This is a genomic window from Pseudomonas sp. B7, assembly GCF_016735645.1.
GTDB lineage: Bacteria > Pseudomonadota > Gammaproteobacteria > Pseudomonadales > Pseudomonadaceae > Aquipseudomonas > Aquipseudomonas glycinae.
This window is the reverse complement of record NZ_JAERRE010000003.1, coordinates 277,949-301,420: the sequence shown is the minus strand read 5'-3', so window position 1 is coordinate 301,420 and position 23,472 is coordinate 277,949. Positions and strand designations below refer to the sequence as shown.

Below are 23,472 nucleotides of genomic sequence, written 5' to 3'. Positions count from 1 at the left end.
CAAGCTCTTCCCCTATTTTGTATCTGGAGTCTGTACATGGAAAACCTGGATGCGCTGGTCTCTCAAGCACTAGAGGCTGTGCAAAGCGCTGAAGATATCAATGCCCTGGAGCAAATCCGGGTTCAATACCTTGGCAAAAAAGGTGAATTGACTCAGGTGATGAAGACCCTGGGGAATTTGCCGGCAGAAGAGCGTCCGCAGGTCGGCGCCCTGATCAACGTTGCCAAGGAACGTGTCACAGGCGTTCTCAATGCGCGCATGGCTCTGTTTGAGGAAGCCGAACTGGCTGCCAAGCTGTCTGCCGAATCCATTGACGTGACCCTGCCGGGCCGTGGTCAGACCTCCGGTGGTCTGCATCCGGTAACCCGGACTCTGGAACGTATCGAACAGTTCTTCACTCATATCGGCTACGGCATTGCCGAAGGCCCTGAGGTCGAAGACGACTATCACAACTTCGAGGCGCTCAACATCCCAGGCCATCACCCGGCCCGGTCGATGCATGACACCTTCTATTTCAACGCCAACATGTTGCTGCGCACCCATACCTCGCCGGTACAGGTCCGCACCATGGAATCGAAAAAGCCGCCGATCCGCATCGTCTGCCCAGGCCGTGTGTATCGCAGCGACTCCGATATCACCCACTCGCCGATGTTCCACCAGGTCGAAGGCCTGCTGGTCGATCGCGATATCAACTTCGCCGACCTCAAAGGCACGATCGAAGAGTTCCTGCGGGTGTTCTTCGAAAAAGAACTGGCCGTGCGTTTCCGTCCTTCGTACTTCCCGTTCACCGAGCCTTCCGCCGAAGTCGACATGGAATGCGTGATGTGCAGCGGTAAAGGCTGCCGCGTCTGCAAACAGACCGGCTGGCTGGAAGTGATGGGCTGCGGCATGGTTCATCCGAACGTATTGCGCATGTCCGGGATCGATCCGGAAGAGTTCTCGGGCTTTGCCTTCGGCATGGGCGTTGAGCGTCTGGCCATGCTGCGTTACGGCGTGAACGACTTGCGTCTGTTCTTCGACAACGACTTGCGGTTCCTCGCGCAATTTCGCTAGTCGTAACGAATTCTTAGGAGAGCAGGATGAAATTCAGTGAACAATGGCTGCGTGGCTGGGTCAGCCCGCAGGTAGATCGCGACGCGCTGGTTGCCCGTCTGTCGATGGCCGGTCTTGAGGTTGATAGCGTTACGCCGGCCGCCGGTGTTTTCAGTGGCGTGGTTGTGGGCGAGGTGCTGAGCACCGAGCAGCACCCCGATGCCGACAAATTGCGCGTTTGCCAGGTCAGCAATGGCGCGGAAACTTTCCAGGTTGTGTGTGGTGCGCCAAACGTGCGTCCGGGCCTGAAAATTCCGTTCGCGATGATCGGTGCCGAGCTGCCGGGCGACTTCAAGATCAAGAAGGCCAAGCTGCGCGGCGTCGAGTCCAACGGCATGCTGTGCTCGCAAGCCGAACTTCAGATCGGCGAAGGCAATGACGGTCTGATGGAGCTGCCGGCTGATGCGCCGGTGGGCGAAGATTTTCGTGTTTATCTGGACCTGGAAGACGCCAGCATCGAAGTCGATCTGACTCCGAACCGTGGCGACTGCCTGTCCCTGGCCGGTCTGGCCCGTGAAGTCGGCGCGCTGTACGACGCACCGGTCACTCGCCCGGTGGTGATGGCTGTTCCTGCAGCGCACGACGAAGTGCGCTCCGTCGAAGTTCTGGCACCTGCTGCCTGCCCGCGTTATCTGGGCCGGGTCATCCGTAACGTTGACCTGTCCAGACCGACGCCGCTGTGGATGGTTGAGCGCCTGCGTCGCGCCGAAGTCCGCAGCATCGACGCCGCCGTCGACATCACCAACTACGTGATGCTCGAACTGGGTCAGCCGCTGCACGCTTTCGATCTCGCCGAAATCAACGGTGGCATCCGTGTTCGCATGGCGGAAGAGGGCGAGAAGCTCGTGCTGCTCGACGGTCAGGAAGTCAGCCTGCGTAGCGATACGCTGGTGATCGCCGACCACACTCGCGCTCTGGCCATTGCCGGCGTGATGGGTGGCGAGCACAGCGGTGTATCTGCGACCACTCGCGACGTATTCCTTGAAAGTGCGTTCTTCGACCAGATCGCGGTGGCGGGCAAGGCTCGTTCCTACGGTCTGCACACCGACGCTTCGCACCGCTACGAGCGCGGTGTGGACTGGCAACTGGCCCGTGAAGCCATGGAGCGCGCCACTGGCCTGCTGCTGGAAATCACCGGTGGCGAAGCTGGCCCGATCATCGAGACCGTCAGCGAGCAGCATCTGCCGTCGATCGCACTGATCACCCTGCGTGCTCAGCGCATCACCCAGATGCTGGGCATGCAAATGGATTCGGCCGAAGTCGAGCGCCTGCTCAATGCTTTGGGTCTGAAGGTTTCCGCCGACGGAGCAGGGCAGTGGCGCGTAGAAGTGCCAAGCCACCGCTTCGATATCAGCCTGGAAGTCGATCTGATCGAAGAGCTGGCGCGTCTGTACGGTTACAACCGCTTGCCGGTTCGTTACCCGCAAGCTCGTCTGGCGCCACAGGCCAAGGCTGAAGCGCGCAGCGATCTGCCGGAGCTGCGTCGTCTGCTGGTCGCTCGTGGCTATCAAGAAGCGATCACTTACAGCTTCATCGATCCGAAGCAGTTCGAGCTGTTCAACCCGGGCGTCGAGCCGCTGCTGTTGGCGAACCCGATCTCCAATGACATGGCCGCCATGCGTTCGTCGCTGTGGCCGGGTCTGGTCAAGGCGCTGCAGCACAACCTCAACCGTCAGCAGGATCGTGTTCGTCTGTTCGAGAGCGGTCTGCGCTTCGTCGGTCAGCTGGAAGGTCTGAAGCAAGAACCGATGATCGCCGGTGTGGTGTGCGGCAGCCGTCTGCCGGAAGGCTGGGCGCAAGGCCGCGATACCGTCGACTTCTTCGACGTCAAGGCTGACGTAGAAGCGGTGCTGGGCTTTGCCGGTGCGCTGGATCAGTTCACTTTTGCACCGGGCAAGCACCCTGCACTGCATCCAGGCCAGACCGCACGCATCGAGCGGGAAGGGCGTGAAGTCGGCTTTATCGGCGCGATTCACCCTGAGCTGTCGAAATCCCTGGGTCTCGACCGTCCGGTCTTCGTCTTCGAGCTGGTTCTGGCTGAAGTCGCTCTGGGGAAAATGCCGAAATTCCACGAGTTGTCGCGCTTTCCTGAAGTGCGTCGTGACCTGGCACTGATTGCGCACAAAGACGTTGCAGCCTCGGCTGTACTGGACGTAATCCGTGAAAATGCAGGCGAATGGCTGACAGACCTCAGGCTATTTGACGTGTATCAGGGTAAAGGCATTGATCCTGATAGAAAAAGCCTCGCAGTCGGCTTGACCTGGCAGCATCCATCGCGCACTCTTAATGACGATGAGGTGAATTCGACGACGCAAAATATCCTCACCTCGCTCGAACAAAGGTTGAACGCCACGTTAAGGAAGTGACGTATGGGGGCTTTGACGAAAGCTGAGATGGCGGAACGTCTGTATGAAGAGCTGGGCCTGAACAAGCGGGAAGCCAAGGAGTTGGTGGAACTGTTTTTCGAGGAAATCAGGCACGCTCTTGAAGACAACGAGCAGGTCAAATTGTCGGGTTTCGGCAATTTCGACCTTCGGGACAAACGCCAGCGGCCTGGCCGCAACCCGAAAACGGGGGAAGAAATCCCGATCACGGCTCGCCGTGTGGTCACCTTTCGTCCAGGGCAGAAGTTGAAGGCCCGAGTTGAGGCTTATGCTGGAACCAAGTCATAACGACGAACTCCCCGTCATCCCGGGCAAACGCTACTTCACCATCGGTGAAGTCAGCGAGCTGTGTGCGGTTAAACCGCATGTGCTGCGCTATTGGGAGCAGGAGTTTCCTCAGCTCAACCCCGTCAAACGGCGCGGAAACCGCCGGTATTATCAGCGCCAGGACGTGCTGATGATCCGGCAGATCCGTGCGCTCCTTTACGATCAGGGGTTCACCATCGGCGGCGCGCGCCTGCGTCTGTCCGGCGATGAAGCCAAAGACGACACCACCCAATACAAGCAAATGATCCGCCAGATGATCGCCGAGCTCGAAGACGTTCTGGTGGTTCTCAAGAAATAATTTCCTGCTTTTAAATACTTCCAGTTTTCAAAAGCTTGCGATATATTCTTGAGCGTTCTTCGAGATGAAGAACGAGTTTCAAACCTAGTCGGGGCGTAGCGCAGTCCGGTAGCGCACTAGCATGGGGTGCTAGGGGTCGAGTGTTCGAATCACTCCGTCCCGACCATTATTCCTGAGTAGAATCAGACACTTAAGCCGATCAGCCAGATCGGCTTTTTTGTGCCTGCGCAAAACTCCTGGTGCAGCAAAATCGTTCAAGGTTTTCTTTCTTCAGCTTCATTCTTAGATCCGCTGGATGTTTGCGCATCCTTCTCGGTCTCATGGGCCTCTGCACCGGAGTTCGACCCCGAGGCTTCTTCACCCTTCTTGTCGGCCTTGTCTATCCTGGATTCGGTGCCTCCCTGGTTGACCCCGGGAATACCCGTAGGCGGAACGGTGCTTCCCGCCATCGCCAACGGTGCGGTGGCAGATAAAAGACTTCCAAGCATGAGGGCTGCAATGGTTCTGTTCATCGTCGGGCTTCCGCGTCAGGTGGATAGACGTTGGAAGTTCTGACGCGGGGTAAAGTGCCGGTCAACTGACGGGCGGGAACTCATAGCTATTTGTTCACGGACGCCCGCTATAGATGTGGTTCAGCAAGAACAGCTCGATGATCGCCACAAAGACGCAGGTCACGACAAATCCGCGGGTGAAGACTCTGCGAGGCTTTTGGCCGGACGTCTCGAAGCTGCACAGTGATAGCAGGTCTGAGAAAAACTCCAGTAAGCTCATCCGTGTCTGTCCTTCGCTTGATGTTTGTATCGCGGTGTGGCGCAGTTTATCTCAACGGCTTAGTCGATTGCGGCCGCGCTTCACTGCTCACGCAACTGGTTCCATTCAATGCCGAACCTTCCAAGATACTTCCTCAATCGGTCCGCATCGTTGGGCTGTGCTTTCGCCTGTCGCGACACGCCGAACAGTCGTCTGCCGGCATCCGACAAGCTGTCTGCCTGTCTGCAAACCTCCAGAACCGCCTTCAATTGCAATCGATCGAACAGGTCCAGCGTCTCGGCATCGCCCGGCAGGTCACTTGTCGCACCGGCCGGTTGCGCCAGGCCCCACGCATACCTCAGCCGATCAATTTCCTCTTCCACTTGCGCTGCATCGATTCGCCCGCTGTCGGCCAGCGTCGCCATGCGCGTGATCGAGGCCGAGAGTTCACGGAAATTACCCAGCCACGCAGCTTCCCGTGAGCTGGCGAAACTCAGGTAGCGCCGTCGGGCTTCAAGATTGAAACGCACCAGTTGGCCGTATTCGCGTGCGTGACGTTCAAGCTCGAAATCGATATTGGGTTCGATGTCTTCGCGGCGTCCGGCCAAGCCTGGCAGGTCGAACGTCCAGAGGTTGATCCGTGCGTAGAGATCTTCCCGGAACAGACCTTCGGCGACGCGACTGCGCAGGTCGCGGTGGGTGCCGGCGATGATCAGGAAGTCGCTGTCGACTTCCTTGTCCGAGCCCAGCGGGAAGAAGCGCTTCTCTTCGATGGCCTTGAGCAGCATCGCTTGTTCATCTGCCCCCAGTTCGCCGATCTCGTCGAGAAACAACATGCCGCCGTCAGCCGCTCGCAGCAGGCCGTCGCGAGCGTTTTGTGCGCCGGTAAAGGCGCCTTTGACGTGGCCGAACAGCGCGGACATTGCGCCGTCGCCACGCAGGGTCGCGCAGTTGACTTCAACGAAACGCCCCTGCATTTGATGGCGACTGCGTTTGAGCTCATAGATGCGTCGGGCAAGAAAGGACTTGCCGGCGCCGGTCGGGCCGATCAGCAGCATCGGCGCTTTGGAGCGCACGGCCACGCGTTCGATCTGCTCGATGGAACGGTTGAACGCGGTGTTGCGAGTGGCGATGCCGGACTTGAGAAACTCCAGGCCTTCCAGACGTTTGTGGGTGAATCGTGAGGCAATCCGGTCGTAGCGCGACAGATCAAGGTCGATCAGGGCGTGGGTGCCGGTGGCCGGCTCTTCTTCGCTCTTGCGACGGGCGGGGGAGGTCTGGATCAGGCGTGCCGGCAGGTAGCGCGCCTCGGTCAGCAAGAACCAGCAGATCTGCGCGACGTGGGTCCCCGTGGTGATGTGCACCAGATAGTCCTCACGCTCGGTATCGAAGGTGTATTCGGAGGTGAAGTCGTGGAGTGCGCCGTAGACCTCTTCGAAATCCCAGGGGTTGCGCAACGCCATCGGGTGCAGGCGTACCTCTGTGTCCGGCGATACCTGACGGATGTCCTCGCGAATGCGTTCGGCCAGGCTTGCGTCCCGTGCATCTGTGCCGTGTATCAGTTCCAAGCGATGGATCAAGACGTCCGGTTGCTGGCACAGGCCGACGCTAGGCCGCCAATGGCTCCAGCGATTGGCGCCTTTGCCGACGCGATCGAGGGTGGCGCCGATGAAACCGATGGCGACAGTGCGCTTGCTGGGCATGGATTATCCTGAAAGATAAATGACGATAACCAATGATAGTATTCGAGGGCGTTATTTGTCGTGGCGAAAATTCAGGGATGCTCGTTGTTAGAACAAAACCCTTTAAAATCAACTAGATAAAAATATTTCGCGAACGTTTTCCAAAACTGGCACAGCGGCTGCAATACCTGTCACAACGAACAGGACAACACAGCGAGACGCCACGATGGCCAACTTCAACCTCTTCAACACGCAATCGAAAAACCTGCCGGCGTGCGACACCTTGAATGCTTCCGGGGCTGCGGCTTATGCCTACACGCCCAAGCATCAGCTGGCCCAGCTGGCAGTCACCGGTTGCCTGAATTCGACCTTTTACGCAACGGCTCAAAGCCAGTTGGATCAGGTGCTGAAGCTGGTGGCGGAGCTGGACAGCCGTTTCGTGGCAAATGCCGCTCTTTATGCTCGCCAGAAAGGACACATGAAAGACATGCCGGCGTTGTTGCTGGCAGCGCTGACGGCTCAGCGTTCGGCTCTGGTGCCGGAGGTGTTCGGGCAGGTCGTGGACAGCGGCAAGATGCTGCGCAATTTCGTGCAGATCCTGCGCAGTGGCGCCACCGGTCGCCGATCCTTGGGCTCCCAACCCAAGCGTCTGGTGCAGAACTGGCTGAACAGCGCGACCGAGCGACAGCTGCTGCAGGCATCGATCGGCAATCAGCCTTCGCTGGCGGATGTGGTGAAGATGGTTCACCCAAAACCGTCCGAGGCCTGGCGTGAAGCGTTTTTTGCCTGGGTGATCGGCAAGCCGGTGGATGCAAAGGCGTTGCCCGCACTGACTCGCGATTTGCTGGCCTTTCGCAGCGGTGCGAGTGAGCAAGTGCCTGAAGTGCCTTTTCAATTGCTCGGTAACGAAACCTTGAGCAAGGAACAATGGGCAGCTCAGGCGCGGAACATGGGCTGGCAGGGACTGCGCATCAACCTCAATACGCTGGCGCGCCATGGTGCTTTTGACGTGCCGGGTTGCACCGAATACGTGGCCGCGCGGTTGGCGGATCCCGAAGCCGTTGCGAAGGCGCGGGTGTATCCGTACCAGTTGCTGGCAGCGTACCGGATGGTCGGCGATGACGTGCCGGCGCTGATACGCGAGGCTTTGCAGGATGCGCTGGAGCTCTCATTGACCAATGTGCCGAAGCTGCAAGGTGCGGTGGTGGTTTGCCCGGATGTTTCCGGCTCGATGGGCAGCCCGCTGACCGGGTATCGTCAGGGCGCGACCACGGCGGTGCGCTGCATCGATGTGGCGGCATTGATTACGGCGGCGGTGTTGCGTAAACAACCGACGGCACGGGTGATGCCATTCGAATGGAAGGTGGTGGATATCACCCTCAACCCGCGCGACAGTGTGATCAGCAATGCCGAAAAGCTTGCAGGCATTTTCGGCGGCGGAACCTGCTGCTCGGCGCCGTTGAAGAAACTGGCGGACAGCAAGGCCAGGGTCGATACGCTGATCATGGTGTCGGACAACGAATCCTGGATCGATGCGCGACGTCAGGGCGCCAGCGAGACGATGCTGCAATGGGAGCGGATAAAGCGCATCAATCCCCAGGCACGCCTGATCTGCATTGACCTGCAACCGGGTTGGGCGACACCGGCGGCGGATCGTGACGACATCCTGAATGTCGGCGGTTTCAGTGACGCGGTGTTTGATGTGATCGAGCAGTTCACTGCCGGTCGGTATGGGCCGCAGCACTGGGTCGAAGCGATTGAACGCATGGGGTGAGGCGATGAGCCGCCCAAAGATTTGATTTGTCACGGGCACTGAATGCCGGTGGGACTACATCCAAGACGTCTCACCAAACCCTTGTCAGTGCGCGTGACGGCACGAATGCCGATGGCTGTACATCTGAGGCCGGCTAACCCCGGTGCGTGGCAACGCGCAACAGTCATCAATCTTTGTCGTGCCACCTTTTTGAATCCGCCGGCGAATGCCGGTGGAACTACCTGAAGAATCGAGATGATGAAAGAACACACTTACCAACTGCTGAAAGTCGCCAACGGCAAACCGATCAAGCTCTGGACCGAAGGCGTCCCGGTGGAAAACGAAGCGCGCGAGCAGTTGATGAACACGGCGAAGATGCCCTTCATCTTCAAGCACCTGGCGGTCATGCCGGACGTCCATCTGGGCAAGGGCTCGACCATCGGCAGCGTGATTCCCACGGTCGGCGCGATCATCCCGGCAGCGGTCGGGGTGGACATCGGTTGCGGCATGATTGCCGCGCGTACCTCGCTGACGGCGGCCGATCTGCCGGACAATCTGCATGGCCTGCGCAGTGCCATCGAACAAGCGGTGCCCCATGGCCGCAGTTCGACCCGCTCGCGCCGTGACAAAGGCGCCTGGGACGAGATTCCGCAACAGGCCGATCAGGCCTGGGCGGCGCTGAATCCACGCTTTAAGGCGATCACCGACAAGTACCCGAAACTGGCCAACACCAACAACCGCGGGCATCTCGGAACACTGGGCAGCGGTAACCACTTCATCGAAGTGTGCCTGGATGAGGTCAACCGGGTCTGGTTCATGTTGCACAGCGGCTCGCGCGGTGTCGGCAACGCCATTGGCAACCTGTTCATCCAGATGGCCCAGGCGGATATGCGTCAGCATATCGCCAACCTGCCGGATCGTGACCTGGCGTACTTCGAAGAAGGCAGTCGGCACTTTGACGATTACGTGGAAGCCGTGGGCTGGGCCCAGGATTTCGCCAAGCAGAACCGTGCGCTGATGATGCAAGCGGTGATTCAGGCCACGCGGCAGATCATCCGCAAGCCGTTCGAAGTCGCGCTGGAAGCGGTGAACTGCCACCACAACTACGTGCAGAAAGAGCGGCATTTCGGCGAGGACATTCTGGTCACCCGCAAAGGTGCGGTGTCGGCGAAGAAGGGCGAGTTGGGGATCATCCCCGGTTCGATGGGCGCCAAGAGTTTCATCGTGCGCGGTCTGGGTAACGAGGAATCGTTTTGCTCCTGCAGCCACGGTGCCGGTCGGACCATGAGCCGTACCAAGGCCAAAAACACCTTCACCGTCGAAGATCAGATCCGCGCCACCGCGCACGTCGAATGTCGCAAGGACGCTGCGGTGATCGATGAAATTCCGATGGCCTACAAGGACATCGACAAAGTCATGCACGCCCAGCGTGAGCTGGTTGAAGTGCTGCACACCCTGCGTCAGGTGGTGTGCGTCAAGGGATAACGCGTGCCGCAAGGCACGCCGGAACAAGGATTGAAGGACATGAAATTCGAAGAGCGTCACCCGCTGTGTAGCGTCATGCGCGGCCGGGTACTGGAAGAACTGGCGCGCATAGAGCGCGAACGCAATGTCACGGTGCTGTATGCCTGCGAATCGGGCAGCCGGGCCTGGGGATTTGCCTCGCCGGACAGTGATTACGATGTGCGCTTCGTTTATGTGGAGAAACCGGAGTGGTTCGTCCAGGTCGATGCACCAAGTGATGTGATCGAGCGCCCGCTGGATGACGAGCTGGATGTCAGTGGCTGGGAGTTGCGCAAGACCCTCGGGCTGTTGCGCAAATCCAACCCGACCTTGCTCGAATGGCTCGACTCCCCGCTGGTTTATCGCAGCGAGACTGCAGCGGTTTCTCAGCTACGGGCACTGGCCGAGGCATTCTACAGCCCGCCAGCCGCGCGCAATCATTATCTGTCGATGGCGAAAAAGAACTTTCGTGGTTATCTGCAAGGCGAAAGCGTGCGGTTCAAGAAGTACTTCTATGTACTGCGGCCCTTGCTGGCGGTGCGCTGGATCGATCAGGGACGGGGTCGGCCGCCGATGACGTTCAGCGATCTGCTGAGTACCGTCGATGACCGAGTCTTGCTCGATGAAGTTGATGAACTGCTCGCGCTCAAGCGCAATGCCGATGAGAGCGCATACGGTCCTCGTCGTCCGGCGCTGCATGCGTTCATCGAGGCGGAGCTTGAGCGTGCGGTGCCGACATTGCCCAGAACCCGGGAGGATTCGCGGCAGCTCGATCGATACCTGCGGGAAACCGTTGGTCTGTACGCCTAAGGAAAAAAATGAAACAGGACGTGATTGAACTGGACGGCGCCATCGGCGGTGGCCAGGTGTTGCGCAGTGCGCTGAGTCTGTCGATGGTGACGGGCCAGGCGTTTCGAATAGTGCGGATTCGGGCCCGGCGCAGTCGTCCGGGCCTGTTGCGCCAGCACCTGACCGCCGTGATGGCGGCGGCGCAGGTCTGCGGTGCAAAGATCCAGGGGGCTGAACTGGGCTCGCAGACATTGAGCTTCGAGCCGGGGCCGATTCGTGGCGGCGATTATCGCTTTGCCATTGGCACCGCCGGCAGTTGCACCCTGGTGTTGCAGACCTTGCTGCCCGCCTTGTTACTGGCGCCGCAAGCCAGCCGCGTGCGGATCAGCGGCGGCACTCATAATCCGCTGGCGCCACCGACCGATTTTCTCAGCCGCAGCTGGTTGCCGCTGCTGCGACGGATGGGCGCGGAGGTTGAACTGACGTTGCTGCGCCACGGGTTTGTACCGGCCGGCGGCGGTGAAATTGACGTCAGGGTGCAACCATCGAAACTGTCAGCACTGCACCTGTGTGAGCGCGGCTTGCCGCTCTCGCAACAGGCGTTTGCGCTAACGGCCGGACTGGCGCCGAGTGTCGGTGTCCGCGAGCTCGAAAGGGTGGCCCAGCGATTGAACATGGCGTCAGCAGAATTGAACACCGTCATCCTTGATCCGGCCTGTGGCCCGGGCAATGTGCTGCTGCTGGAATATTCGTTCGAACACGTCACGGAGGTTTTCAGCGCTTTCGGTCAAGCCTCACTGCGTTCGGAGAAGGTTGCGGACGCCGCGATCGATCAAGCGACCGATTGGCTGCACAGCGGTGCGGCGGTGGCAGAGCATCTGGCCGACCAGTTGCTGTTGCCGATGGTGCTGGCCGGAGGTGGATCGTTCACCACACCCAGGATGACCGAGCATTTGCACAGCAACATTTTGGTCATCGAGCGTTTTGTACCGATCACGATCCAGTGTGAGGAAGAAGGTGCAGACCGGTTGAGGGTTGAAGTTCGAACCAAGGAGTAACAGGCGGCAAATTGCTGGCCCCCGAATGTTTCAAGTCCCGGCAAACTCGCTTTTTTTCAAAAGGTTAGGTGGGCTATATGCGGACGATTGTCATCACCGTAGCAACGCTTTCCCTCGCTCTGTTCGCGGTGCAGGCCCAGGCCAGGGAGCTGAGCAAGAGCCATCGTTTTGCGTGTACCTGGGGTTCGGACATTGCCGCCGGTGCGCAACAGTCGAAGCTGTCCGGGATTTCCCTCTATGGCGCGCGCAAGCGCTTGCAGGCGCGCAAGTTCCAGCAACCGTGGATGCGCATGACCGCCATGGGCATCACCGAGCAGACCTACGACAGCGCGTCGCGGCTCAAACCGGCGGCCGTCAAGCAGACCTATTACGAACAGTGCATTCGCCACGAATTGGCCCAGCGTTGAACGAAAAAGCCCGACCTGAAAAGGTCGGGCTTTTTCATGTCCGGCGCAATGACAGCGTCACTTGTCACTTTCGCAATTGACCATCCACGACACGCCAAAACGATCCACCAGCATGCCGAATCGTGCGGCCCAGAAGGTGGCTTCCAGCGGCATGTCGACGCGACCGTCTCTGGCCAGGGCGTTAAATACCCGCTCGGCCTCGACGATGCTGTCGACATTCAGCGAAATCGAGCAACCGCTCATGCCTTGGGTCGGGCGGTCGGGGGTGGTGTCCGAAGCCATGAGCATCTGATCACCGACTTTCAGGCAGGTGTGAATGATCAGGTTGTGGTGCTCTTTCGGTACATGTTCGGCGGCTGGCGTTTCGCCGAAGGTCATCATCGCTTCGAGCTTGCCTTGCAGGCATTGCTCGTAAAACGTAAAGGCTGCGCGGCAGTCGCCGTTGAAGATCAGGTACGGGTTGATTTTCATGGTGGTGCTCCCGAATAGGCAGTGGAACGCTGCGCGGCCGGGTGTGCCGAAGCAGCGTCATGGATTGACTCCATCCAGCAAAGCGTCAGATCGCCGAATTTCCAGCCGATGCTGCAAGAATTTCCTTTCGGGGTGACCGATGGTCTGCGGGGGAGGGACGTCAGGAATCGCGCGGATTCTTTTGCACCGCAGCGCCGGCCACCCGGGCGGCAGGTCGGGTTTGCATCAGCGCATCGATTGCCTTGCGATAGTTCTGTCCGCCCAGCGCCATGCTGTTGTTGTGCGTTGCGCCGGGCACCAGCAACAGGCGTTTCGGCTGCCGGGCGGCGGCGAACAGTTGTTCGCTGAAGCGTGACGGCACGAATGCGTCGGCCAGGCCGTGTACCACCAGCAACGGCATGTGGATCTCGGCGATCTTGTCGATGGAATCGAATTTCTGCGACAGCAACCAGCGGACTGGAAGGGAGGTGTTGGCCACGGCTGCCGCAACATCCGCCAAGGAGGTGAAGGTGGATTCGATAACCAGTCCGCGCACCGGCAATGGGGTGTGGTTTCTGGTGGCGTCGCGACCGAGTTCGGCAGCCAGATCGATGGCGACCGCGCCACCCAATGAATGCCCGTAGATCAGGCGTTTGTTCGGATCGGGTTGCAACAGCTGGAAGCGTTCCCAGGCTACCCGGGCATCTTCGTACACCGTGCTTTCCGACGGCAGATCGCCACGGCTCTGGCCGAAACCGCGATAGTCGATGGCCAATACCGAATAACCTGCCGCGCGCAATTGTTCGATACGAAACAGTTGCCCTGTCAGATTCCAGCGTACGCCATGCAAATAAAGAATGGCCGGTGCATCGGCGCGCTCTGCCGGCCACCACCAGGCGTGAATGTTTTGCCCGGCCTTGAAGCTTTTCGGTTGCAGGTCGAGTTCCTGCACGCTGCCGGGCAAACCGTGATACCAGCCGGCGGTGCCCGGTTCGATGCGAAACAGAAGCTTGCGCTCTGTGTGTTCCAGCACGGCACAACTCGCCGGCACGCCGACGATCAGGGCGGCCATGCAGGCGAACGCCAGACGGCGGCGTCGAACTCGGGTCATGAAGGCCAGGAACATTAAACGTTTCACCACCGCGTGGACAAAGAACGCTTTTTACCAGAAGCCTGGACACGCGCGTGACATTTTCGACCGCCGCCCACCCGCAACGATTACAAAATGCTGCAACGACTCAGTCGATCTTCAGCACGATCTTGCCGATGTGGTCGCCCGCTTCCATGTGCGCATGGGCCTTGGCTGCTTCGGCGAGCGGATAGACCTTGTCGATGATCGGCAGGCAGCGTCCGGCGGCCAGCACCGGCCAGACGTGTTCGCGCAATTGATCGGCGATGGCGGCTTTTTCCGCCGAGGTACGGGCGCGGAGGAGGGAACCGGTGACCACCGCACGTTTGCCGAGGATCGCCAGCAGATCGATGTCATTGGCTCGCGCGCCGCCGAGGAAACCGAGCATCACCAACCGTCCATCCATTCCCAAGGCGCTGATGTTCCCGTTGAGGTATGAGCCGCCCATGATGTCGAGGATCACATTCACGCCCTGGCCGGCGGTTTTCTCGGCGATGACCGCCGCGAACTCCTGTTCCCGGTAGTTGATCGCGTCGCCGCCCAGATTGCGGATCGCTGCACATTTATCGGCGCTGCCGGCGGTGGCGAAAGCTTCGATGCCAAACTCGCGGCACAGCATGAGCGCGGTGGTGCCGATGCCGCTGGTGCCGCCGTGGATCAAGGCGCGCTGACCACGGCTGGCGCCGCCGAGGCCGAACAGGTTGGCCCACACAGTGAAAAAGGTTTCAGGAATAGCCGCAGCCTGAATCCAGTCGAGCCCGTCGGGAATTGGCAGAGTCTGGCCGGCCGGGACCGTGCAGTATTCGGCGTAACCTCCGCCATTGGTCAGCGCGCAGACCCGGTCACCGACCGCGAATGTGCTGACACCGCTGCCAATCGCCACGACCTCGCCGGCCACTTCAAGGCCCGGAATCGGGTTCATGCCGGGCTTCATCGGGTACTTGCCGGCGCGTTGCAGGGCGTCCGGGCGATTGACGCCGGCGGCGTGCACGCGGATCAGAACTTCGCCTTCGGCGGCGACCGGCAGCGGCACGCGTCGGGATTGCAGAACCTCGGGCCCACCCGGTTCGGTGATTTCGATTCGGGTCATTTCATTGGGCAACGTCATTTTCGATTCCTCTTGAAAAAGTGATCAGTAGATGGGAACGCAGTCAGGGCGCAATGATTCCCGTCATTCGGCGCAGCAGCGTTGTTCGACGGAGGAGGGCAGCAATTTCATGGCGTACTCAAGTATCAGAGCGATCAAGATGGCACCGCCGGCTATCACGAAGAGCAACACATGCTGTCCGCCCGTGGCGTTGAACAGCGCCGAATAGGCGAACCCGGCCAGCGCCTGAAACGTGGCGAACGACACTGTGGCCCGGCTCCACGCCACCTGTTGGCGATGGTGATCCGGCACCAGCTCATGCACCCGAGCCAATGCCAGCGGCACAATGCCCGGTGGAAAGGAACCGAGGACCACCGCCAGCAGCGCCAACGCCAGGAACGAATGCGAAACCGCCAGCAAACCCAGGGTGATCGCCTGCACCACCAGCACCACACGAATGCCGGTCCGCGCGCCGAGGTGGTCGGCGAGAAAGCCATAACTCACCGGGCCGACGATGGCGCCCAGACCGTACATGACCCAGATCAGCGCGCCGACGTGCGCCCCGGCGCCCAGGCCACGGGCGACGTAATCCACCAGAAAGACCATGGCCGGTACCAGCCCGGCAGCCATGAATGCGTACTGGGCAAACAGCAGATAAACAGCGGGCGGTGTCGGCTCGACCGGTTCCACCTGAGCCGTTGCGGTGGTTGCATGGGGCAGCTCCGAGGGCCAGCCGAACCAGCTCAATGCCGTCAGTGCCAGCGACAAAGCGCCCAATCCCAGCCACGTTGCTTGCAAGCCCAGGCTCAACAGCAGCGGAACGATCGTGCCCGAGCCGGCGATGCCCAGACCGATGCCGAGGAAAATCGCCCCACTGGCCAGGCCTTTGCGCGCGGCCGGTACATGGGGCAATACAGTCGCAGCCACCAGCACCATGATCGCGCCGCCCGCGATTCCCGACAGCAGGCGCCAGCCGAAATACCAACTCACCGACACGGGGTACGCACAGGCAAAAAACGCCACGGTCACCGCCAGCATCATCAGGCGCAGAGCGTTTCTCTGGGTAAGCCGGCGTGCCAGCGGGCGGCCGAGGAGGGCGCCGATCAGGTAACCGACCAGATTGGCCGCGCCGAGATAGACCACATCATGGGCGGAAAACCACTGCGCCTGAATCAGCGAAGGGATCAGCGGTGTGTAGGCGAAACGCGCCAGACCGATGCTGACCAGGCTGGCGCAGAGTCCGGCGAAGATCGCCAGCCAGACACTTGTGTCCGGACGTTCGGGCGAAGCAATTGAAGTGTGCATCACGGCAATCCTTTGAAAGGTTTATGGCGCCCAGCATATCGGCTATCGTTGCTGCGTTAATGCAGCGAGTTTTCGTGATAGTGATGCGTTTATGCATCAATGGAGAACGCTATGAACTGGGATGATGCAAGGGTGTTTCTAGCGGTCTGCCGCGAGTCGACATTGCGCGGGGCCGCGCGTGTACTGGGCGTGGATCAGGCGACAGTCGGGCGCCGCATCACGGCACTGGAAAAGTCGCTGGGCGCGACCTTGTTCCTGCGCACCTCCGAGGGCTATGCACTGACGGCAGTCGGCGAAGCGGCGCTCAAGTCGGTGGAAAAAATGGAGCATTCGGCGCTGGAACTGGAGCGGCGTATCCAGGGCCTGGACGACCGCCTGACCGGCAGTGTGCGGGTCAGCACCACCGATTCGCTGGCCATCGACTTTCTGATCCCGGCGATGGCGCAGTTGCACGAACAGCATCCCGACGTGCGCGTGCAACTGGACGCCTCCACACAGATCCTCAGCCTGGCCAAACGCGAAGCGGACATCGCCGTGCGCAATACCCGTCCAGACAATCCGGACTTGATCGCCCGGCGCATCGCGCGTTGGCCGGTGGGGCTGTTTGCCTCGCAGGCTTATGTCGACAGCCATGGCGTACCGGCACCGGGCAGTTCGTTCGAGGGCCACGATCTGGTGGTTTACGAGCCGTATCTGCAGGGCAACAAGGATCTGACCCTGGTGTCCGAGCCCATGACTCGCGGGCGGATCGTCGCCGGTCTGAGTTCCAGTCTGCTGGTGCGGCGCTCGATTGCCGCCGGTCTGGGTGTAGGAGAAATCCCGGTCTACATGGGCGAGCGTGATGGTCTGGTCAGGCTGTGGCCGGAACGTACGCGGCCGTTACCTTATGAAGTGTGGCTGGTGACCCATGCGGATTTACGCCACACCGCGCGGGTCAGGGCGGTGATCGAACACATCGTCGAGGCCTTTATGTCGGAAAACGAGTAGTTGTTCTGCCAATAAAAAACGGCCTTCAGTGAAGGCCGTTTTTTGTGGGCGCCGAAACCTGCCCCTCATGGCATTTCCGGCAGTTCCTGCGGCCGCAGGTCAAACACCAGGACTTCGGCATCCTGGCCATTGCTCAGGGTCAGTGCCTGTTCTTCACGAACCCTTACGCCGTCGCCTTCCTTCAACTGCATGCCGTTCAGTTCAACGCTGCCGCGAGCAACGTGCACATAGGCGTAGCGGTTGGCGGGCAGTTCGAGTGTCGCGCTTTCCTGGCCATCGAACAGTCCGGCATACACCCGTGCGTCCTGCCGTACTTTCAGCGAGCCGTGGCTGCCTTCGGGCGAAATGATCAGTTGCAGGCGACCGCGTTTTTTCTGTTCGCTGAAGTGCTCTTGCTGGTAACGCGGTTTCGCGCCGCTGACGTCCGGCACGATCCAGATCTGCAGAAAGTGCACCGGCTTGGTTGCCGAGTGGTTGAACTCGCTGTGGGCCACGCCGCTGCCGGCGCTCATCAGTTGCACATCGCCGGGGCGGATCACCGAACCGGTGCCGAGGGTGTCCTTGTGTTCCAGCGCACCTTCGAGCACATAGGAGAAAATCTCCATGTCACGGTGCGGGTGCTGGCCGAAGCCTTTGCCAGCGGCGACGCGGTCATCGTTGATGACCAGCAGGTCGGAGAAACCCTGTTCACGCGGGTCACGGTAGCTGGCGAAGGAAAAGGTGTGGAACGACTTCAACCAGCCATGATTGGCCAGACCACGGTCGGAAGCTTTGCGAAGGGTCAGCATGATGAAATCTCCTTTCAGGACGTTGATTCGTCCGAGTGAGGAGAAGGTTACTGGTTACCCTGCGATGCAATAAGTAGATGAAAATTGAAATACTGTCCCTTTATGGTTGACAGTTGTGTGGGCTGGATCACGCATTCTTTTCCAACGATTTCGCCTGTTCCGGCCATAATGCGCAAACTTATGACTTTGCATGGATTTTGGTGATACCCCCATGAAGACCGTGGCCATGGTGCTGTTTCCCGATTTTCTGCTGCTCGACATGGCCGGGCCGCTGGAAGTGTTTTCGGTTGCCAACCGCTACCTGAAACCGCAATCCCACTATCACCTGACCACCCTGGGCACCGAGCGCGGGCCGTTGCGTGCGTCCAATGGCGTGCTCGTGCACACCGATCGGCACATCGACGAAGCCGATGAGCGCTATGACTTGCTGCTGGTACCGGGCGGCCCCGGCGCCTACAACGAAAAACACCCGCCGTTGCTCGCCTGGCTGCAAGGCGCGGTCACGCGCGCCGGGCAATATGGCTCGATCTGTACCGGCGCCTTCGTGCTGGGCCATGCCGGACTGCTCGACGGCTATCGTGTGACCACCCACTGGAATTACACCGAACGCTTGATCAAGGGCTTTCCGAAGGCAAACGTCGCGACCGACCAGATTTTTATTGAAGATCGCAACCTGATCACCTCCGGAGGTGTCACCGCCGGGATCGATATGGCGTTGGCGGTGGTGGCTCGCGATCATGGCAAAAAGATTGCCCAGGATGTGGCCAAGGTGCTGCTGGTCGTCATGAAACGTCAGGGCGGGCAAGCGCAGTTCAGCCCGTTGATGGCGGCAGTGGCGCCCCAGGAAACCCCGATCACCCGGGTGCAGAACCATGTGCTGGAGCACCTTGAAGAAGCTTTTACCGTCGAGCGCATGGCAGGGCTTGCGAACATGAGTGCGCGGCATTTTGCCCGGGTGTTTGCCCGTGAGGTCAACATGACGCCCATGGAATTCCTGCAAAGTGCGCGCATCGATTGCGCGCGCAATCTGCTGGAAACCAGCGATCTGCCGTTGAAAACCGTGGCCTACAAAAGCGGTTTCGGCAGCGTGCGGCACATGCGTTTTCTGTTCGGCGAAAAGCTTGGGCTGACCCCGACGCAGTATCGCGAACAGTTCAGCTAGAGCGGTTCTGTCCGTTACGGGCATCCGGATGTCCGTGCTGGACCCCGCGTGGTGGTTGTACCGTCATCGAGGCCTGCGAAGATAACGGACATGAACAGCCTCAACGAATTGAACTCGGCGTCGGTCCTGCGTTTCGGGCCGTACGCCTTCCATTTGCGCCAACGGCTGATCCTCGAAGGGGATCGGCAATTGCGCATGGGCGGTCGTGCGCTGGACATTCTGCAAGTGCTGGTCGAGCGCGCCGGCCAGGTGGTCAGCAAAGAACAATTGATCGCGCTGGTGTGGCCGACCTCGGTGGTCGAGGAGATCAACCTGCGGGTACACATCGCCGCGCTGCGCAGGGCCCTCGGAGAGGGTGAAAACGGTCAGCGCTACATCGTCAATGTGCCGCAACGCGGGTACAGCTTCGTGGCTCCGGTGCAGGGCGACAGCGTCACCCAAGTGGTGTTCGAAAACCTGCAAGCGCCCCAGCACAATTTGCCTGCACGACTGACGCCGGTCACCGGGCGCGATTCACTGGTCGGCGGTCTGGTGCGGCAACTGCCGTTGTCCCGGCTGCTGACGGTGACGGGGCCTGCCGGTGTCGGTAAGAGCACCGTGGCGCTGCGCGCAGCGGAACTGCTGCTGCAACATTTTCGTGACGGCGTGTGGCAGGTGGATCTGTCGCTGATCGATGAAAACATCCCGCTCCTCGATCACTTGCTGAAAACCCTCGACCTCGATTTCCCCACTCTGGCAGCGCGCCATGCCTTGCTGGTGCTGGACAACTGCGATCACCTGCACCAAGCCTGCCGGAGCCTGCTGCAAACATTGCTTGATGCCGCGCCCCGTCTGTCGATCCTTGCCACCAGCCGCGAGCCGTTGCGTCTCGCTCTGGAAGTCCTGCAGCCGCTGGCGCCCCTGACCCTTCCCAAAGCTTCGGCCCTCAACAGTGTCGCCGAGGTCATGGGCTATTCGGCGGTGCAGCTGTTTGTCAGTCGTGCCCGCGCCCGTCAACACGGCTTCAGTCTGCGTGAGCAGGATCTGGAAACGGTGCGCGATATCTGTCGCCGGCTCGACGGTCTGCCGCTGGCGATCGAGTTGGCAGCCGCGCAGATCGATGCGCTGGCGCTGGTCGGATTGCAGACGCAACTGGACCAAGGCCTGCAAGTCCTGAGTCACGGTCGCCGCACCGCCGTGCCGCGCCACCAGTCAATGAAGGCTGCGCTGGACTGGAGCTATCAACGCTTGAGCGAGCAGGAACAGCGCGTGCTGCAACGCTTGTCGGTGTTCAAGATGGCATTCACCCTGGATGCCGCCATCGGCGTGATCAGTTGCGCGCAATTACCACCCTCGACACTGGTGGCTGTGGTCGAACAGCTCGCGGCCAAGTCGTTGCTGACCACAGATCGATCCAGCGGGACGCTGCGCTACCGAATGCTCAACATCACGCGCCGCTATGCCCGCGAACAGCTGGAGCAGGGCGGCGAACTCAATGATGTCGAGCGTCGGCACGCGCGTTACCTGGGCCGTACCCGACCCGTCTCAAGCGGCCGACTGACCGCGCAGTTCGTCGAGCAGTAAGCGCACTTTGCGCAAGTCCGGGGTGGCATAGCCTTCGGTGAAGCGCTGGTAGACCGGCGCCAGCAATTCGATAGCCTCACGATAACGCGACTGGCGCTGCCACCACTGTGCCAGCGAAGTCGCGCTGCGCAACTCCCAGGCCAGGGCACCTTGAGTCCGGGCAATCTTGAGCGATTGCTGCAAGGCGCTTTCGACCGTGTGATGACAGGGCGATTCACCGGCCAGCAATCGCTCGGCCCGGGCCCGCAAAATCTCCGCAGTACTCCAGCCGGCCGCGCCGCTTTGTGCTCGTTCAAGCAGGGCATCGTCAACGAAGCCTGGATCCAGCGTGACCATGATTTCCCTGACCAGACCGCTGTCGGCGGGCGGGATGGCGGGGGATTTGTCGGCGTCGATCACCTGTGCGTAGTGCCGCGCCCACGTGTAGAACAGCAGCACCGAATGCTTCTGCGCCTGTTCGAGCAACAGTTGCAGCAGCGCCCGGGCGTTCTGTGTATCTCCGTTGTAATGGGCGATCAGGCACGAAGCGAGTGCCAGGGTGTAGCAGATCGAGGTGCCGTGATTGATCTGCACCGCGATGTCCAGCGCCTGCCGTGCTGTACGCCAGGCTTGCTCGGGGAAACCTTGCAACCACAGCACACGGGCAAGGACGGTCAGCGAAGCGACGCTCTGGTCGTATTGCACGCCGAAACCGTGAGTGAAGCGGTTGAGGTGGCCGCTGTGGGCCATGCGCTGAATGACTTGCTCGGCGTGGATTCGCGCCTGGTGCTGATCGCCGGCGTAATGCAGCGCGAGCACCCGCAAGCGGTGGGTACTCAGGGACAGCTGCGCATCGCCGTGCACTCCGAGACTTTCGAATTGCTCGCTCTGCTCCAGTGCCATCCGGTAATGCCCGCAACTGAGATTGACCGCCATGTGCCCCGACACGGCGCGCAACTGACCGGCCATGTCGTCGTGCTGTTGTGCCAGCAGCCGGGCGCTGACGAAGGCCTCGATGGTTTCCGGCGTGCCGCCCCAGGTGTGGTAACAGGCGCTGCCCAGGGCCAGTTTCAAGGCGATTTCCAGTCGCGGGCAGGGCTCGTCGGATGAAGCCAGCAGCGCCAGTGCCCGGCGCACATGAACGCCGTACTCCTTGAGCAAGGACAGTTCCTGCCACAACGGCGCCGAGGTCGCCGTCAGTCGAACGCCGAGCGCGCGCGAGCCTTCGTCATTCAGCGTCCACTCAAGGGCCGCCCGCAAGTCTTCAAGGCCACGGGCGTAACGCTCGATCCAGACTTCAGTCGCCGTGTTCTCCCAATCGGCCTGGGCCTGATACATCAGCGCCAGGCTGCGTTCGGCATGGCGTTCGCGGGTTTCGCCGAGTTCGGCGGCCTGGTCGAGTTTTTCCAGCGCATAGCGGCGGGTGGTGTCGAGCAGGCGATAGAACACTTCTTCATCGCCGACCTCGACGTTGAGCAGCGACTTGGCGACCAGTTGCGTGATCGAAGCGAAGACTTCGTTCGGCTCGATGTGCTGACCGACGATAACCGCCGCCGCCGATTCCAGCGTGAACGCGCCACGGAATACACCCAGTCGGCGCAGGCCGGTCTGTTCGCAGGCATTGAGCAGATTGAAGCTCCAGTCCAGCGTAGCGCGCAGGGTTTCATGCCGACCGAGGCGAGTCTGGTTGCCAGCCGGCAAACGCCCCTGGAGCTGACTCAGCAAACCCTCCAGCCCAAGACCCGCGACCTGCGCAGCGGCCAGTTCCAGTGCCAGCGGGATGCCGTCCAGTCGCCGACAGATGTCGATGATCAAGGGCAGGTCGGCATTACCCGGCTCAAAATGTTCGTGGGCCGCCATCGCCCGTTCGACGAACAACTGCAGCGCGGAGAATTCCATCGCCTGATCGCGATCCAGCACCGCAATCGGCGGCGGGCAGTCGAGGGATTCCAGGCGCTGCACATACTCGCCCTCGGCACGCAGGCTTTCGCGGCTGGTGGCCAGAATGTGCACCTGCGGTGCGCCGCGCAGAATGTTTTCACTCAGCATCGCCACGGCGTCGATCAAGTGCTCGCAGTTATCGATCACCAGCAGCATCTGCCGCTCGCGCAGGCTGTTGATCAGGCAGGCCATCGGTTCACTGTCGTGCAGCGAAAGGTCCAGCAGGGCGGCGAGGTGCGAGCAGATCGAGCCCGGATGTTTGAGCGGGGCCAGATCCAGCAGACGAATACCGTCGCGATAACGGCCGATCAGTTGCTCGGCGACACGCAGGGCCACGGTGGTCTTGCCGATGCCGCCGGGGCCGACCAGGGTGATGCAGCGCTGGCGCGGCAGTTGCGTCATCAGGCTGTCGACCACCGACTGGCGCCCGATCATCCGCGTGCGGCGCAGCGGCAGGTTATGCCGGCCGAGGTTGGCGGTGGTGGGACGTTGTTCAATCGATTGCAGCACGACCGGCGCGACGAAACTGTATCCGCGCTGCGCCACCGTGACGATGTAGCGCTGCCCGGCCTGACCGTCGCCGAGGGCCTTGCGCAGCGCGGCCATGTGCACCCGCAGATTGATGTCTTCCACCACACTGTCCGGCCAGACACCGGCGATCAGCTGCTGCTTGCTCACCACCTCGCCTGCGTGGGCCAGCAGGATCAGCAGAATGTCCATGGCGCGCCGGCCCAGGCGCAAAGGCTGGTCGCCTTCAAGCACCAGCCGCTGGCCGGGGTGGATCCGATAGGGGCCGAAACCGATGGCCTGATTCGGGGAAAGACTCAACCGCTCACTCCTTCGACGCTTTTTATGATCCTGATCCGTCAGGGTGAAGAATCCGTGACGGGCAGGGCGAATAGAGGCTTGAGGGGCACGCAAGCCGTCTGATCCGCAGTATCCGAGCATATTCCTCAGGATTTGACGCCAGCGCAACTTTCGCGAAGGACTCGGGCCTTTGCATCACTCGGCATCCAGTACCGTCACCACTGTATTCAA

20 protein-coding genes and 1 tRNA gene are annotated in these 23,472 nt (G+C 60.7%); 13 read left to right on the top strand and 8 right to left on the bottom strand.

Annotation, left to right across the window (positions count from 1 at the left end):
• Positions 1–36 precede the first annotated feature (36 nt).
• The 5 genes from pheS to JKA62_RS10000 all read left to right on the top strand — a co-directional run bounded on the left by pheS (position 37) and on the right by JKA62_RS10000 (position 4,267).
• Positions 37–1,053, top strand: a complete 1,017-nt coding sequence (gene pheS, locus JKA62_RS10020; RefSeq protein ID WP_011333387.1) for a phenylalanine--tRNA ligase subunit alpha — start codon at positions 37–39, stop codon at positions 1,051–1,053.
• Positions 1,054–1,079: 26 nt separating this feature from the next.
• Positions 1,080–3,458, top strand: a complete 2,379-nt coding sequence (gene pheT / locus JKA62_RS10015; RefSeq protein WP_201817673.1) for a phenylalanine--tRNA ligase subunit beta — start codon at positions 1,080–1,082, stop codon at positions 3,456–3,458.
• Between the two features lie 3 nt (positions 3,459–3,461).
• Entirely contained in the window at positions 3,462–3,764 is a 303-nt protein-coding gene (ihfA, locus tag JKA62_RS10010) for an integration host factor subunit alpha (protein ID WP_002553164.1), read from the top strand.
• Positions 3,745–4,101: a MerR family transcriptional regulator gene (locus tag JKA62_RS10005; protein ID WP_003179985.1), complete on the top strand. Its 357-nt coding sequence runs from the start codon at positions 3,745–3,747 to the stop codon at positions 4,099–4,101. Before ihfA ends, JKA62_RS10005 begins: the two co-directional genes overlap by 20 nt.
• A gap of 89 nt (positions 4,102–4,190) precedes the next feature.
• Positions 4,191–4,267 (top strand) — tRNA-Pro (locus JKA62_RS10000).
• 88 nt (positions 4,268–4,355) lie between these two features.
• On the opposite strand, the gene JKA62_RS09995 is transcribed toward JKA62_RS10000, so the two are convergent.
• Together JKA62_RS09995 and rtcR are read right to left on the bottom strand one after the other, a co-directional pair.
• On the bottom strand, positions 4,356–4,613 hold the full coding sequence (locus JKA62_RS09995; RefSeq protein WP_201817670.1) for a hypothetical protein: 258 nt from the start codon (positions 4,611–4,613) through the stop codon (positions 4,356–4,358).
• Between the two features lie 339 nt (positions 4,614–4,952).
• Complete coding sequence (gene rtcR / locus JKA62_RS09990) at positions 4,953–6,554, bottom strand: RNA repair transcriptional activator RtcR (protein WP_201817667.1); 1,602 nt, start codon at positions 6,552–6,554, stop codon at positions 4,953–4,955.
• Positions 6,555–6,759: 205 nt separating this feature from the next.
• Between rtcR and JKA62_RS09985 the strand changes: the two genes are divergently transcribed.
• The 5 genes from JKA62_RS09985 to JKA62_RS09965 all read left to right on the top strand — a co-directional run bounded on the left by JKA62_RS09985 (position 6,760) and on the right by JKA62_RS09965 (position 12,043).
• On the top strand, positions 6,760–8,307 hold the full coding sequence (locus tag JKA62_RS09985) for an RNA-binding protein (protein ID WP_201817665.1): 1,548 nt from the start codon (positions 6,760–6,762) through the stop codon (positions 8,305–8,307).
• A gap of 237 nt (positions 8,308–8,544) precedes the next feature.
• On the top strand, positions 8,545–9,771 hold the full coding sequence (locus JKA62_RS09980; RefSeq protein ID WP_201817662.1) for an RtcB family protein: 1,227 nt from the start codon (positions 8,545–8,547) through the stop codon (positions 9,769–9,771).
• A 39-nt stretch (positions 9,772–9,810) separates the two neighbouring features.
• Positions 9,811–10,599: a nucleotidyltransferase domain-containing protein gene (locus tag JKA62_RS09975; protein ID WP_201817645.1), complete on the top strand. Its 789-nt coding sequence runs from the start codon at positions 9,811–9,813 to the stop codon at positions 10,597–10,599.
• 8 nt (positions 10,600–10,607) lie between these two features.
• Positions 10,608–11,636, top strand: a complete 1,029-nt coding sequence (gene rtcA, locus JKA62_RS09970) for an RNA 3'-terminal phosphate cyclase (RefSeq protein ID WP_011333398.1) — start codon at positions 10,608–10,610, stop codon at positions 11,634–11,636.
• Between the two features lie 77 nt (positions 11,637–11,713).
• Positions 11,714–12,043, top strand: a complete 330-nt coding sequence (locus JKA62_RS09965; protein WP_011333399.1) for a hypothetical protein — start codon at positions 11,714–11,716, stop codon at positions 12,041–12,043.
• A 57-nt stretch (positions 12,044–12,100) separates the two neighbouring features.
• Here the strand turns inward: JKA62_RS09965 and JKA62_RS09960 are convergent, their stop codons facing one another.
• The 4 genes from JKA62_RS09960 to JKA62_RS09945 form a co-directional block, all read right to left on the bottom strand.
• The gene (locus JKA62_RS09960; RefSeq protein WP_011333400.1) at positions 12,101–12,514 is read right to left on the bottom strand and encodes a VOC family protein; all 414 of its coding nucleotides are present in this window, start codon (positions 12,512–12,514) and stop codon (positions 12,101–12,103) included.
• A 160-nt stretch (positions 12,515–12,674) separates the two neighbouring features.
• Positions 12,675–13,619, bottom strand: a complete 945-nt coding sequence (locus tag JKA62_RS09955; protein ID WP_011333401.1) for an alpha/beta hydrolase — start codon at positions 13,617–13,619, stop codon at positions 12,675–12,677.
• 112 nt (positions 13,620–13,731) lie between these two features.
• Positions 13,732–14,730: an NAD(P)H-quinone oxidoreductase gene (locus tag JKA62_RS09950; protein WP_201817644.1), complete on the bottom strand. Its 999-nt coding sequence runs from the start codon at positions 14,728–14,730 to the stop codon at positions 13,732–13,734.
• A gap of 63 nt (positions 14,731–14,793) precedes the next feature.
• Positions 14,794–16,014, bottom strand: a complete 1,221-nt coding sequence (locus JKA62_RS09945) for a YbfB/YjiJ family MFS transporter (RefSeq protein ID WP_011333403.1) — start codon at positions 16,012–16,014, stop codon at positions 14,794–14,796.
• A 111-nt stretch (positions 16,015–16,125) separates the two neighbouring features.
• On the opposite strand from JKA62_RS09945, the gene JKA62_RS09940 reads away from it, so the two are divergent.
• Complete coding sequence (locus tag JKA62_RS09940; protein ID WP_011333404.1) at positions 16,126–17,001, top strand: LysR family transcriptional regulator; 876 nt, start codon at positions 16,126–16,128, stop codon at positions 16,999–17,001.
• A 65-nt stretch (positions 17,002–17,066) separates the two neighbouring features.
• Here JKA62_RS09940 and JKA62_RS09935 read toward each other — a convergent pair whose 3' ends face one another.
• Positions 17,067–17,789 (bottom strand): pirin family protein, encoded by a 723-nt coding sequence (locus JKA62_RS09935; RefSeq protein WP_011333405.1) that lies wholly within the window; start codon positions 17,787–17,789, stop codon positions 17,067–17,069.
• A gap of 211 nt (positions 17,790–18,000) precedes the next feature.
• Here JKA62_RS09935 and JKA62_RS09930 point away from each other — a divergent pair, with 211 nt between their 5' ends.
• Both JKA62_RS09930 and JKA62_RS09925 read left to right on the top strand, forming a co-directional pair.
• Complete coding sequence (locus JKA62_RS09930) at positions 18,001–18,951, top strand: GlxA family transcriptional regulator (protein ID WP_011333406.1); 951 nt, start codon at positions 18,001–18,003, stop codon at positions 18,949–18,951.
• A gap of 90 nt (positions 18,952–19,041) precedes the next feature.
• Positions 19,042–20,514 carry an ATP-binding protein gene (locus JKA62_RS09925; protein ID WP_011333407.1) on the top strand — a complete coding sequence of 491 codons (1,473 nt, stop codon included), beginning with the start codon at positions 19,042–19,044 and terminating at the stop codon, positions 20,512–20,514.
• On the opposite strand, the gene JKA62_RS09920 is transcribed toward JKA62_RS09925, so the two are convergent.
• Entirely contained in the window at positions 20,476–23,262 is a 2,787-nt protein-coding gene (locus tag JKA62_RS09920) for an ATP-binding protein (RefSeq protein WP_201817641.1), read from the bottom strand. The genes JKA62_RS09925 and JKA62_RS09920 overlap by 39 nt on opposite strands.
• Between the last annotated feature and the right edge of the window lie 210 nt (positions 23,263–23,472).

Excerpts from the sequence above, each read along its gene's own strand:
- pheS (WP_011333387.1), top strand. The coding sequence starts at position 37 with ATGGAAAACCTGGATGCGCTGGTCTCTCAAGCACTAGAGGCTGTGCAA.
- pheT (WP_201817673.1), top strand. The coding sequence starts at position 1,080 with ATGAAATTCAGTGAACAATGGCTGCGTGGCTGGGTCAGCCCGCAGGTA.
- ihfA (WP_002553164.1), top strand. The coding sequence starts at position 3,462 with ATGGGGGCTTTGACGAAAGCTGAGATGGCGGAACGTCTGTATGAAGAG.
- JKA62_RS10005 (WP_003179985.1), top strand. The coding sequence starts at position 3,745 with ATGCTGGAACCAAGTCATAACGACGAACTCCCCGTCATCCCGGGCAAA.
- JKA62_RS09995 (WP_201817670.1), bottom strand. The coding sequence starts at position 4,613 with ATGAACAGAACCATTGCAGCCCTCATGCTTGGAAGTCTTTTATCTGCC.
- rtcR (WP_201817667.1), bottom strand. The coding sequence starts at position 6,554 with ATGCCCAGCAAGCGCACTGTCGCCATCGGTTTCATCGGCGCCACCCTC.
- JKA62_RS09985 (WP_201817665.1), top strand. The coding sequence starts at position 6,760 with ATGGCCAACTTCAACCTCTTCAACACGCAATCGAAAAACCTGCCGGCG.
- JKA62_RS09980 (WP_201817662.1), top strand. The coding sequence starts at position 8,545 with ATGAAAGAACACACTTACCAACTGCTGAAAGTCGCCAACGGCAAACCG.
- JKA62_RS09975 (WP_201817645.1), top strand. The coding sequence starts at position 9,811 with ATGAAATTCGAAGAGCGTCACCCGCTGTGTAGCGTCATGCGCGGCCGG.
- rtcA (WP_011333398.1), top strand. The coding sequence starts at position 10,608 with ATGAAACAGGACGTGATTGAACTGGACGGCGCCATCGGCGGTGGCCAG.
- JKA62_RS09965 (WP_011333399.1), top strand. The coding sequence starts at position 11,714 with ATGCGGACGATTGTCATCACCGTAGCAACGCTTTCCCTCGCTCTGTTC.
- JKA62_RS09960 (WP_011333400.1), bottom strand. The coding sequence starts at position 12,514 with ATGAAAATCAACCCGTACCTGATCTTCAACGGCGACTGCCGCGCAGCC.
- JKA62_RS09955 (WP_011333401.1), bottom strand. The coding sequence starts at position 13,619 with ATGTTCCTGGCCTTCATGACCCGAGTTCGACGCCGCCGTCTGGCGTTC.
- JKA62_RS09950 (WP_201817644.1), bottom strand. The coding sequence starts at position 14,730 with ATGACGTTGCCCAATGAAATGACCCGAATCGAAATCACCGAACCGGGT.
- JKA62_RS09945 (WP_011333403.1), bottom strand. The coding sequence starts at position 16,014 with ATGCACACTTCAATTGCTTCGCCCGAACGTCCGGACACAAGTGTCTGG.
- JKA62_RS09940 (WP_011333404.1), top strand. The coding sequence starts at position 16,126 with ATGAACTGGGATGATGCAAGGGTGTTTCTAGCGGTCTGCCGCGAGTCG.
- JKA62_RS09935 (WP_011333405.1), bottom strand. The coding sequence starts at position 17,789 with ATGCTGACCCTTCGCAAAGCTTCCGACCGTGGTCTGGCCAATCATGGC.
- JKA62_RS09930 (WP_011333406.1), top strand. The coding sequence starts at position 18,001 with ATGAAGACCGTGGCCATGGTGCTGTTTCCCGATTTTCTGCTGCTCGAC.
- JKA62_RS09925 (WP_011333407.1), top strand. The coding sequence starts at position 19,042 with ATGAACAGCCTCAACGAATTGAACTCGGCGTCGGTCCTGCGTTTCGGG.